Below are 11,333 nucleotides of genomic sequence, written 5' to 3'. Positions count from 1 at the left end.
GCCACTTTACGCTATGATCGTCCAAGTTTTGAAGTACATCCGAGGTATTCATGTCCGTTCGCACCCGTTTCGCGCCATCACCCACCGGTTTTTTGCATATTGGCGGTGCCCGCACAGCCCTGTTCAGTTACTTGTATGCGCGCAGGCACGGCGGACAGTTTGTGCTTCGAATCGAAGATACCGATCTGGAACGATCCACGCCGGAATCGGTGAACGCCATTTTAGAGGGCATGACCTGGCTGAAGCTCGAATATGACGAAGGCCCGTTTTATCAAACGCAGCGCATGGATCGATACAAGGAAGTGATCGATCAGCTCATGGCGAGTGGTCATGCCTATCACTGCTACGCGAGCCGGGAAGAGCTGGATCAACTGCGTGAAGCCCAGATGGCCCGTGGCGAAAAGCCGCGATATGACCGTCGATATCGAGACTTTACCGGTACGCCGCCCGCTGGTGTATCACCCGTTGTGCGCTTTCGCAATCCGCTGGATGGCGAAGTCGTGATCGAGGATGGCGTGCGCGGGCGCGTGGTGTTCCAGAACAGTGAGCTGGACGATTTGATCATCGCCCGCTCGGATGGCACGCCCACTTACAATCTCACGGTGGTGGTTGACGATTGGGACATGGAGATAACCCACGTGATCCGCGGCGATGACCACCTCAATAACACGGCCCGGCAGATCAACCTCTACCACGCTCTGAATGTGACGCCGCCCCAATTCGCGCATCTGCCGATGATCCACGCGCCGGACGGCACCAAGCTGTCCAAACGCCACGGTGCCGTGAGCGTGATGCAATACCGGGAAGAGGGTTACCTGCCTGAAGCCCTGCTCAATTATCTCGTGCGCCTCGGTTGGTCTCATGGGGATCAGGAAATTTTCGATCGGGCCGAGATGATCGCATTGTTCGACATCAAGGACATCAACCAGTCCGCATCGAGCATCAACCCGGAAAAACTGCGTTGGCTCAACCAGCAATATTTCAAGATTCGCCCCGTTGAGGAAACCGCCATAGAATTGCGCTGGCATCTGGGGCGACTCGGTGTTGATCCGTCGGTTGACGGGCCTGATCCGGCGAAAATCGTCGCGGCCTATGCCGATCGGGCGCACACACTGGTTGAAATGGCTGAGCAGGCGCTGCCGTACTATCGTGATCTGACCGGCTACGATCCCGTCGCGCTGGGCAAGCTGGATGACGATGCGCCCGGCATTCTGGACGCACTGGCGATGGCACTTTCGCAGCCAGAGGACTGGGAAAGCCCCGCGCACCTCGATCATGCGGTCAAGGAAGTGGCAACCACACTGGGCTTCAAGCTCGGCAAAGTCGGGCCGTTGCTTCGTCTGGCCCTGTTGGGACACGGGGCCTCACCCAGTCTGGGCGTGACGCTTGATCTGTTCGGCCAGGAGAAAACCCTGCAGCGCTTGCGTGAAATGCACGCATTCCTATCGCGGTAATCGCCGGCATGGCGCGTCTGCCCAAGCTTATGGCATACAGCTCTTTCCGCTGGACGATGGCCTACATTGTCGTCGCCATATTGTGGATCGCGTTGATTCAGTGGCTGCTCAGCAGCCTGGGCGGCGCGCGCTGGGTCATATCGCCCGCCGGTTTGGTGGTGGGCGGGGTATTCGTCCTGATCACGGCCTGGTTGCTGTTCCTGTTGCTCGAACGCAGCCAACCCGTCCCTCTGGCCGAACAGGCCCTGCGGCATTCCCGGTTCGCCGATCAAAAGTCTTGGTGGAGCGCATTGGTTATCCTCATTGCGTTCACGCTGCTCGCGCAGTTGTTCATGGTCTCCTATGCCACACGCGAATATCGACCGGTTCTCCTCAATCAGGCACAAACCGAACTGACCTCGCAGTTGCGTCTGCACAGCAAATTGATTACCGACTGGTTAACCGAGCGATCGCAAATCGTCGATAAACTGGCGGCACAGCCGGACGCGCTGGCAAATCGAATACGCATCAGTCAGGATCAACCCGTCCAGCCCTCCGGCAGTACCTTCCCTTCATTTGTCGCCCTGATTCAGGATGGCCGATTCCAGACCATCACCCTGTTTGATCCCGATCACGTCAAGAAGCTCAAATTCGGTTCGAACCTGATTGCCAAGACGCCGGATAATCTGTTCGAGCGGGCGGCAGCCACATCCAAAGTGCAATTTGCCTGTGTGTTCGCGCCGGGGCGGAGCGGCGGTGATTGTTTCTGGGTGTTGCCTGTTTATCTGAGCCAGTCTGAGGTGAGTGGCGGCCCGTGGTACATCGTGCTGGCTGCCGTGCTCAATGAAAGCGCACTGGTGCAGTCCATGCCAGCCGGAGAACCCTTGCGGGTTGAGAACGCGGTGCGCACCCTGCTCCTGCTGGCACAGGGGAATGATTCCGCTAAATCCTGGACGACCACCCCGCTGATTGAAGATTTTTCGCCATTGAGCGAACCGCAGATGAGTTCACGTGTTGAACCGGTGAGTGCAAGTGATCTCGACTGTTTCCGCAAGTCACCCGCATTCCTTTCGCTTCAGGCGCGTTTGAGCCCATACCCGCCGGATGCGGACGTATTGAAGAGCAGCGCCAGCGGGCAGATTGATTGTCAGGAGCATACGCTGCTCTACGCCAGCACACAGATCCCGCAGATCAATGGCCTGCTCTGGGCCGCCACCACGCAGGATATTGTGCTCGATCCGCTGCGCAAGACACGCCAATGGCTTGCCACGGCTTCCCTGATCGGCGTGTTTACCCTTTTGATCGCCTTGTTCCTGTTTTGGCGCATCATGCGGTTGCAACGAGCCAAAGTGCTGGCCGGTCTGCGGCGCGAGCGTGATCAATTGGCCCAGTTGTGGGATAACATGCCCGCGATGGGGTTAGCCATTGTCAATCCCACCGATTGGCACATCAGCATGGTCAATCAAAGATGGATACAAATATTCCACGAAAGCCAGGAATCGTTGCAGGGACGGCGTTTTCTGGATGTGATCTCACCGGTAACTGGGCTCAACACCGTCGAGAGTCTGACTTCGGGCGACCTCAAACTGCTGGAAGACATCCAGACCGGTTTGCGTGATGAGGTCAGCCTGCTACGCAGAGTGCAGACGGGCGAATCGAGCCAGACCTGGATGCGCTTTCATATCCGTGCGCTCAAATCGAGTCGCCATGACGCCGAAGGCCTCATCGTTGCGGCCGAAAGCCTGGGCGATAGTGTTGAGCAGGCAAACGAACTCAAGGCCGAGCGAGATTTTTGCCGCCTGACTGCCATGTTCTCTCAGCCGCAAGCAAAACCGCCCATAGCGATGCCGATGCCGGGCAGCACAACAGATTCCGTTTCAGAACCGGAAACCGAAACCGCGGTTGAGGTCAGTCCACTCACCCCGCTGGCCGAACAGGTCATCGAGCAAAGCAGCCTGCTCGCCATATGCCTGTACACCCACTGGCCGGAGGTCTGGTCGAGCTCATCCGAACTGACCGGCCCGCAGCTCGAACAGCAGGAACATGTATCCTACGAATGCGTCGGCTGCACCGCCCCCGTCCGTGAAATCGCCAATCAAGTCGCACAAATGGGCCTGATCGACCGCGTACTGGTCGCCCAGACCCCCATGTTCATCGACGATCACGCCCGCAACACCAGTATCAGCGGCACACTCCAGAACGATTTGATCGAACAGTTGAAGCAATACCCGGTCGGCGCACTGGCCATCGTCCCGATCCCCGCTATAAACGAAGGCGACCCCGTACGCGCCCTGATCGTATTCGGCGAAGACAACCTACGCTTCACCGAACCGGTCAAAACCTCGCTAATGAGCCTGTTGAAAGCACTGACCATGCGGCTGGATGCGAAGGAGTGAGTTAATAGTTCATCCGCGCAATTTCAGGTCGCACCAAAAGGGTTTTTGGTTTGCAACCAGTTGAAATAAAAAGGTTATTGAAAATCAAATTGATTTGATTAGCGCGACATGCCAAAGTTTATGCCATATAAATCGTGCTATGCCTTCTGATGCCATTACCGTTAACGCCAAGCTCGGATTACCTTTCCAGCTATTTGCAGAAATGGCAGAGTTCGCCGCAGTTGGAAAACTACCGACTTCAAGAGAAGTCGCTGGACCTCCTTTTCAAAAATTTCTGTCCAGACAACAGTGCAATAGAACATATTCTCCTGAAAGTCAGCGCGCTCAATGACTTCTATAGCACCAACATATTTGACACCTACACCGTGGCGAAGCATATCCGTGAAATGAATATCGAAGGCCGCCTTAAGCAGGGCGACCTTTCGCTCGTGAATGAATTGGCTATGGTTACAATCCAAAACAAGAAACGAAATTTTTACTCTTTTGCCTCAAAGTATTGCAGCCACCATTTTCCCGATAGCTTTCCAATCTTCGATTCTTACGTCGAGAAGATGCTGTTGCACTACGCGCGTACCGATAACTTTTATCCCTTCCGCAAGGAGGACTTGAAGCACTATGAGAGCTTCGTCAAAATCATCAAGGAGTTCCAAGCTCATTATGGGCTTGGTCATTTCTCGCTTCGACAAATTGATATATTTCTTTGGCTTGCCGGGAAAGATAGCTTTCCTCCAAGCTATAAAGTCGGCATAACCCGTCGCTTAAGCGGGACGGCGCAAAAGCGTGCCGCCCCTTAGTTTTACGTTAGGCAGCATGCCCATGTCTTTGCCCGCACCCGTCGCAATGGTCAAGTTCCCGGAACTGCTCGAAGCATTTGAGTTTGTGAGTTCTGGCACGCCTTTAGAACATAGCGCTTTCATCAACCCAGACACCGGAGTGATTTACTACCTGTCGTCCGAATTTGAATTTGATGAGGAAGTTCCTGACGACCTCAAAACATCGGACAAATACATTGCAGTTCCGCACAAGAATAACTTGGACCTTGGCCGTGACTTGGCCCTGTCGTTCGCAGATGATGCAATCCCCAGTGGATACGAAACCGTCGCCGCCTTCTTTCGGAAGAAGGGCGCCTATGCACACTTCAAAGGTTTCTTGGAGGCCCATCGGCTCCTTGAACGCTGGTACACATTCGAGGCTCGCGAGACCGAAAAGGCATTGCGCGCATGGTGTAATGAAAACAGCATTGCACTAACTGATGAATCATCTGCTGACTAACCCTTCGGTCAACCGGATCGTTGGCAAGCCTCGCTTGCCCATTCCCTCCGCCATTCGGGCTCCGGCGGCCGGTTATTTCAAACGTTGAGGCTGTAGAAAAAACCCTTGGCAAGAAAATTTATGACCATGGGTAAAACCGACTTCCCAAAATGCGCTGTAATCTATCGTCCTGTCTGAAAGGACCAAGGCACCCCTTGAAAATGACTATTTCGCCCCTTCACGGGGGGTTCTACGTCGTCGCGCTATTATGCATCTGATGCACAAGATACCATCATCGTATATGCTGCGTGGTTCAACATGATATACTTGTATATCAATTTTGGATTTCAGGAGCCAAAGCATGCTTGCCATCCGACTACCGCCCGAAGTGGAAAGCCGCCTTGCCGCACTCGCGCAGGCCACCGGACGCACCAAGACTTTCTATGCCCGCGAAGCCATCCTTGAGCACCTGGATGACCTCGAAGATTTATACCTTGCCGAGCAACGATTGATCGACGTTCGCGCAGGACGCAGCCCAACTTATTCGCTGGACGAAGTGGAGCGTGATCTTGGCTTGGCTGATTGAGATTGACGCCAAGGCAAAAAAAGAACTCGCCTCACTGGATAAGACCATCGCCAAGCGCATTACGGCTTTTCTGCGTGAACGGGTCGCTATGCTAGACAACCCGCGCAGCATTGGTGAGGCGCTCAAAGGCTCCAAGCTGGGAGACTTATGGATGTACCGTGTTGGCGACTATCGCGTCATTGCCAGCATCGAGGACGGTGCTTTACGCATCCTTGTTGTGAGAATCGGCAATCACCGCGAAGTGTACCGATAGGCTGATTCAAACAGCCAATGAATTTTGTGCATCAGACGCAGATGCATAACAGCGCCCGCTCAAGTACCAAGTCCAATGAGGTTTTCATCATGAGAACTGAGTCGATTAAACCCACCGACATCCTAGATTACTGGTATTCCGAGTTCATGCAGAAGCACTGGTTCGCTTCGACACCGGCATTGGATGAAGCGATCAGGGAAAAGTATCGGTCGTTGTGGGCGCGTGCGGCGGCGGGCGAGCTGGATCACTGGCAGGATTCGCCGGAGGGGGCGTTGGCATTGGTGATCGTGCTGGATCAGTTTCCGCTCAATATGTTTCGCGGCAAGCCGGAGAGTTTTCGTACGGAACGAAAAGCCATTGATGTCACTTTGAACGCCTTGAAAAAGGGGTTCGACAAGCAGTTGAGCAAAGACCGGTTGAGCTTTTTGTTCATGCCGTTGATGCACAGTGAGAAGCTCGAAGAGCAGGATTTGTCTGTCGCGCTGTTCCGTCGGTACGGGCTGACGGGCAACATCAAGTTTGCGGAACACCATCGGGAGATCGTGCGAAAGTATGGCCGATTCCCGCATCGTAACGCCATTTTAGGGCGGGAAAGTACTCCGGCGGAAGTCGCGTATCTGGCTTCTAAGGATGCCTTCAAGGGGTGATCTGAATCGCTCGATCTTCAGCCGATTCGGCTGGATGCTTGGTGGCGCACCTTCAAGGATGGGGTTTCGTAATGTCATCGGTCTGCTCGCCCGATGATGACTGTTCTTTCTCTCCGATCTCCCGTTTGTCTATGAACCAGAACACCACACCCAGCGAGAGAATGCCAGCAGAAAGTGCCAGAAGCATCATCGGCTGGACTTCTGAGAAATCCAGGATGATGAATTTTCGTGTCAAGGCCAGCAGTGCAATGAGCACCACGATCTTGGTCTGAATGATGTGTTCACGGCGTTCGATCACTTTGATGATTGAATGTTGAAATTCCATCGCGATCAACAAAGTCATTATGCTGCCGAACAATGACTGGAAAACTCGATGGCTCAATACACGCTCGTGCTGAACGAACAGGTTCGACAGGACATCTCGAATGAGCTCCCACAGTGCCATCAGGATGATGATCGCAATCATTATCCCAAGCACGGTCGCGATGACCTGTTCGAACCGCTCGGCAAGATTCATGACCGACCAATATTTACGGATGTCGATCTGCCGGGGTTCCTTGCGATTGCTGATCATGTTCATGGTGTCTTCGATCCTCAAGAGCTCATCTAAACCATGTTCAATTACAGCGAAAATTTAGGCCTTCCTGTCAGAAATTCAATAGCTACCGGACAACACAAATATACGAATTCAATTGGTTGTGATTCGTACCGCTGCGACAAGGTACCGGTGCTCGGCGTGAGTTGCGACGGCATCAGAAATGAACGGGCGTTTATTTCCAGCGTGTCAACGGATGGCCCTTTGGGTGCATTGGCACGCATTCCATCACGATCATGGCGCCATCGAGGAATGTGTCCCACGGCGAGGCCGTCGTCTTCAATGTGGTTGCCGTACTGCTCTGGCTGGTGCCGGATCGAGCGGGTGCTGGTCAGCCGTAAGCCAATGGATTATGCGGACTGAGCCGACGATGTCTTCAGACCGCCTGCCCGGCGACCCAGCCCGATGACCAGGCCCACTGGAAGTTGTAGCCGCCCAGCCAACCGGTGACATCCACGACTTCGCCGATGAAGTACAGGCCCGGCACGTCCTTGGCTTCCATGGTGCTGGATGACAAGGCGCGCGTGTCCACGCCACCGAGGGTGACTTCTGCCTTGGCATAACCCAAGGTGCCGGAAGGCATGATCTCCCAGGCCGAAAGGGCTTGGCCCATGGCGGTAATCTCCTTGTTGCTGTGTTCGGCCAATGGTTTCGTCCAGCCCCGAGCGGCAGACCATTCCTGCGCGATGCGTTTGGGCCAGTAATCGGCCAGACATTGCGCGAGGCTGCGTTTGCTCGATCGATTTTCCTGTAGCCAGGACGGAATGTTCAAATCCGGCAGCAGATTCAGGCGGATGGGCTGCTTCTTTTCTGCCGAGTACTGCTGACTTTGCCAGTAGCTCGATACCTGCAAAATGGCGGGGCCGGAAAGCCCGCGGTGGGTGAACAGCAGGTTTTCCCGGAAGCGAGGGTTTTGGCCGGATTTGTTGGCGTTCTTGTGCTCTTTGCCGGGTGTCAAATTCGAGCATTCGGCGATAACATCGAGTGAGTTGCCCGAGAATGCTTGCAGTGGTTCGCCATCGGTCGGCGCGAGGGCGAGGGGGACCAGCGCGGGGTGGGGCGCAATGACCGGCAGACCGAACTGTTCAGCCACGCGGTAACCAAACGGCGTTGCCCCGAGTTTGGGAATGGCCAATCCTCCGGTGGCGATCACCAGCGATTGACTCGCGAACGCACCTTGATCGGTCTCAACCAGAAAGCAGTCATCGCTCGTCTTTTCAACCTGCGTTACCGCACAGGGCTGTGCCCAGGTCACGTCACCTCGCACGCATTCGACCTTGAGCATGTCGATAATCTGGTTGGCGGAATCGTCGCAGAACAGTTGGCCGAGCGTTTTTTCGTGATAGGCGATACCGTGGCGTTCGACCATCCGGATGAAATCCTGTGCGCTGAATTGAGCCAGTGCGGAGCGGACAAAATGCGGATTCTGCGACAGGAAATTTTCCGGTTTGACGTCCTTGTTCGTGAAGTTGCAGCGGCCACCGCCGGAGATGCGAATCCGCTCGCCGATAGTCAAAGCGTGATCGATCAACAGAACGCGTCTACCCCGTTGGCCCGCCTGGGCCGCGCAAATCATGCCGGCGGCGCCCGCACCGATCACGATCACATCGAATTCGGTCATTTCCTGCACGTGGAAATGAGTTGCCGGGCCAGAAGCAGCAGCAACTCAGGATGGGTTTTCAATGTCGTTTTTAGCGTACGGAACACAATTGGAATGCCGCGTTCGGCCACAACACCAGCGGCACCGGCGACGGCCACACTCACCCAAGGAAAGCGACGCGTGGTGTCGCGTACGACCGATAGCGGGTCGTTGACGGCATCCTGCCAGGATTGGCGCAAATGCTGTTTGGCTTCATCCAGTGAGCGGGGTGCGGATTGGTTTGCCATGATCGTTAGCCTGATCCGGTTACCGCATGGCGCGATAGGCGATAAAGCCGAGCGTTGCCGCCAGCAGCAGGCTTACGCCACCCATGATCAGGGCGGCGAGCGTGCTACCTAATGCGGCTGCCAGGGCGAGGTAACCCGCAGCCAGCAGAAAGCCCAGTGCCGTCAGTATGAGGGCCGAGGCCGTCAGCAGGAACACCAGGCCGAAACTGACACGGCGGACGGAACGCTTCAGCGCGCGCCCTTCCGCCTCCAGCAGTTCGAGCAGGGCGATGACGAATTCCGGCATTGAATGTCAGTTTTTGCTGAACAGTTTGGCGAGCACAAAGCCGATGCCGAAGGCAGTGAGCAGGCTGGCGACCGGATGCCGTTCGATGACCTGTTCTGCTTGATCGACAGTGGCACGCGTCTTCTCGCTCACGCCCTCTTTGGCCGCATTCACCCGCTGATTTAAGGTGTTGATTGCATCATGCAGCGTATTGATGGCGTCCTGCCCGAGTGCTTCGGCCTTGTTTTGGCCGCGTGTTTTCATGGCAGTCAACAGCTCGGCCAAATCGGCCTTGAGTTGATGCATGTCTTGCTTGATGGCGGCGAGTTCTTCGTTGCCGGTGCTGTTTGATGTGGCGTCTGTGGTTTTGGGGGCGGTGGGCATAATGCGATCTCCTTTGGTGACAAGGGTTCATCCTACACCGGTTTGACCGGTGTGCGTGTTCGGGCACCCCTTTAAAGTGTTTTAATCAGCCCGAGGCCAGTTGTTTCTTGAGCAAATCCCGTACGTGATCCGTTTGGGGTCGGATGCCATGCCAAAGATAGAAACTCTCGGCCGCTTGCTCGACCAGCATGCCCAAACCGTCGAATGCGGTAGCGCCCAAGGCAGCACCCCACTGCATGAATACGGTAGGCGCGCGTCCATAGGCCATGTCGTAGACGGTGGTGTTCTGCCCGATCAACGCGTCCGGCAGAGGAAGTTGTTCACCGCTGAGGCTGGCGGAAGTCGCGTTGATGATGAGATCGAACGGCTCGGCGGGGAGGGCATCCAGCGCGCAGGCGCCAAGCTGCGTGCCCGCCAGATCCTGAAAATCGGTCGCCAGTTGTTCGGCCGTTGCCACGCGGCGATTGGCGATGAGCAATTGCGTGGGTTCTTCAGCCAGCAGGGGCGCGAGCACCCCGCGCGAGGCCCCACCCGCCCCGAGCAGCAGGACCTTTTTGCCTTTGAGTGGGATCTGGTGGAACGCGAGGTCGCGCAGCAAACCCACGCCATCGGTGTTGTCGCCCCGAATATCGGATGACACATCGGGTGACCGGGGATCTGCCGGGAAAATCAGCGTGTTGACGGCCCCCGCCCGCTGTGCCCGTTCGCTTAGCGTAGCGCATAAGGCAAACGCTTCGGCCTTGAAGGGGACGGTCACGTTCAGCCCAAGCCCGCCTTCGCTGCGAAATTGTGCCACGGTTGCATTGAACCCATCCAAAGGTGCCAGAATGGCCGTGTAATCCAGATCGATGCCGGTTTGTTCGGCAAAAGCGCGATGGATCAGCGGCGACCGACTATGGGCAATAGGGTTGCCAATCACCCCGTATCGAACCGTCATCGTGCGGCTTAGATCGTAAGAGTGCGCACGCCTTCGGCGGCGGCAAGAATCAACACATCGGCAGGGCGCAGGGCGAACAGACCAACGGTGACGATGCCGGGAATATTATTGAGTTCGGCTTCGAGCTTGGCCGGTTCCATGATGTCCATGTTGTGGATGTCGAGAATCTGGTTGCCATTGTCGGTGACAAAACCATCACGGTACACCGGTTGACCGCCCCGCTTGACGAGTTCACGCGCGACCATGCTGCGGGCCATGGGAATGACTTCGATCGGCAGCGGGAATTTGCCCAGACGCGGTACCAGCTTGGTTTCATCGGCCACGCAGACGAATTTCTTCGCCATGTGGGCGATGATCTTTTCGCGGGTCAAAGCGCCGCCGCCGCCCTTGATGAGCTGCAGGTTGGCATTGGTTTCATCCGCACCGTCGATGTAGACGGGAATGTCGCCCACGCCATTGAGGTCGAACACTTCGATGCCGTGTGCTCGCAAACGCTTGGTGCTGGCCTCGGAGCTGGAAACGGCGCCTTCGATCTTGTGCTTGATTGTGGCCAGTTCATCGATAAAGAAATTCACGGTCGACCCCGTGCCAACCCCGACAATACTGCCGGTTTGTACGTATTGAAGCGCTGCCTTGGCTGCCTGTTGCTTGAGTTGGTCTTGTGGGGTCATGTTCAGTTCCTTGTTGTTATCGATGGTT

14 protein-coding genes are annotated in these 11,333 nt (G+C 55.8%); 7 read left to right on the top strand and 7 right to left on the bottom strand.

All coding sequences use genetic code 11. The annotated features are described in order from the left end of the window. The first annotated feature begins 50 nt into the window (after positions 1-50). From gltX to PHD44_RS08400, 7 genes are all read left to right on the top strand, one after another. Positions 51-1,454: a glutamate--tRNA ligase gene (gene gltX, locus PHD44_RS08430; protein WP_300190340.1), complete on the top strand. Its 1,404-nt coding sequence runs from the start codon at positions 51-53 to the stop codon at positions 1,452-1,454. An 8-nt stretch (positions 1,455-1,462) separates the two neighbouring features. Beyond that, positions 1,463-3,829 carry a PAS domain-containing protein gene (locus tag PHD44_RS08425; RefSeq protein ID WP_300190337.1) on the top strand — a complete coding sequence of 789 codons (2,367 nt, stop codon included), beginning with the start codon at positions 1,463-1,465 and terminating at the stop codon, positions 3,827-3,829. Positions 3,830-3,978: 149 nt separating this feature from the next. Then, positions 3,979-4,623, top strand: coding sequence for a hypothetical protein (locus PHD44_RS08420; RefSeq protein ID WP_300190335.1), 645 nt, complete (start codon positions 3,979-3,981; stop codon positions 4,621-4,623). A gap of 22 nt (positions 4,624-4,645) precedes the next feature. Further along, the gene (locus PHD44_RS08415; RefSeq protein ID WP_300190333.1) at positions 4,646-5,101 is read left to right on the top strand and encodes a UPF0158 family protein; all 456 of its coding nucleotides are present in this window, start codon (positions 4,646-4,648) and stop codon (positions 5,099-5,101) included. 340 nt (positions 5,102-5,441) lie between these two features. Then, a complete protein-coding gene (locus PHD44_RS08410; protein WP_300190332.1) occupies positions 5,442-5,666 on the top strand; it encodes a DUF6290 family protein in 225 nt (74 codons plus the stop codon). Continuing rightward, a complete protein-coding gene (locus PHD44_RS08405) occupies positions 5,650-5,919 on the top strand; it encodes a type II toxin-antitoxin system RelE/ParE family toxin (RefSeq protein WP_300190330.1) in 270 nt (89 codons plus the stop codon). Before PHD44_RS08410 ends, PHD44_RS08405 begins: the two co-directional genes overlap by 17 nt. A gap of 89 nt (positions 5,920-6,008) precedes the next feature. Further along, positions 6,009-6,566: a DUF924 family protein gene (locus tag PHD44_RS08400; protein WP_300190328.1), complete on the top strand. Its 558-nt coding sequence runs from the start codon at positions 6,009-6,011 to the stop codon at positions 6,564-6,566. 52 nt (positions 6,567-6,618) lie between these two features. On the opposite strand, the gene PHD44_RS08395 is transcribed toward PHD44_RS08400, so the two are convergent. The 7 genes from PHD44_RS08395 to rpiA all read right to left on the bottom strand — a co-directional run bounded on the left by PHD44_RS08395 (position 6,619) and on the right by rpiA (position 11,305). Continuing rightward, positions 6,619-7,140 (bottom strand): phosphate-starvation-inducible PsiE family protein, encoded by a 522-nt coding sequence (locus tag PHD44_RS08395; RefSeq protein WP_300190345.1) that lies wholly within the window; start codon positions 7,138-7,140, stop codon positions 6,619-6,621. A 397-nt stretch (positions 7,141-7,537) separates the two neighbouring features. Further along, a complete protein-coding gene (locus PHD44_RS08390) occupies positions 7,538-8,782 on the bottom strand; it encodes an NAD(P)/FAD-dependent oxidoreductase (RefSeq protein ID WP_300190326.1) in 1,245 nt (414 codons plus the stop codon). Then, the gene (locus PHD44_RS08385) at positions 8,779-9,048 is read right to left on the bottom strand and encodes a hypothetical protein (protein ID WP_300190323.1); all 270 of its coding nucleotides are present in this window, start codon (positions 9,046-9,048) and stop codon (positions 8,779-8,781) included. The genes PHD44_RS08390 and PHD44_RS08385 overlap by 4 nt, the downstream gene beginning before the upstream one ends. A 19-nt stretch (positions 9,049-9,067) precedes the next feature. Beyond that, positions 9,068-9,334 carry a phage holin family protein gene (locus PHD44_RS08380; protein WP_290676876.1) on the bottom strand — a complete coding sequence of 89 codons (267 nt, stop codon included), beginning with the start codon at positions 9,332-9,334 and terminating at the stop codon, positions 9,068-9,070. A 6-nt stretch (positions 9,335-9,340) separates the two neighbouring features. Then, positions 9,341-9,697 (bottom strand): hypothetical protein, encoded by a 357-nt coding sequence (locus PHD44_RS08375; RefSeq protein ID WP_300190320.1) that lies wholly within the window; start codon positions 9,695-9,697, stop codon positions 9,341-9,343. Positions 9,698-9,782: 85 nt separating this feature from the next. After that, entirely contained in the window at positions 9,783-10,634 is an 852-nt protein-coding gene (gene aroE, locus PHD44_RS08370; protein WP_300190317.1) for a shikimate dehydrogenase, read from the bottom strand. An 8-nt stretch (positions 10,635-10,642) separates the two neighbouring features. Then, entirely contained in the window at positions 10,643-11,305 is a 663-nt protein-coding gene (rpiA, locus tag PHD44_RS08365; RefSeq protein WP_012823582.1) for a ribose-5-phosphate isomerase RpiA, read from the bottom strand. Positions 11,306-11,333: the final 28 nt, after the last annotated feature.

This window comes from Halothiobacillus sp. (assembly GCF_028710545.1).
Lineage (GTDB): Bacteria > Pseudomonadota > Gammaproteobacteria > Halothiobacillales > Halothiobacillaceae > Halothiobacillus.
This window is presented reverse-complemented; position numbering and strand designations above follow the sequence as displayed.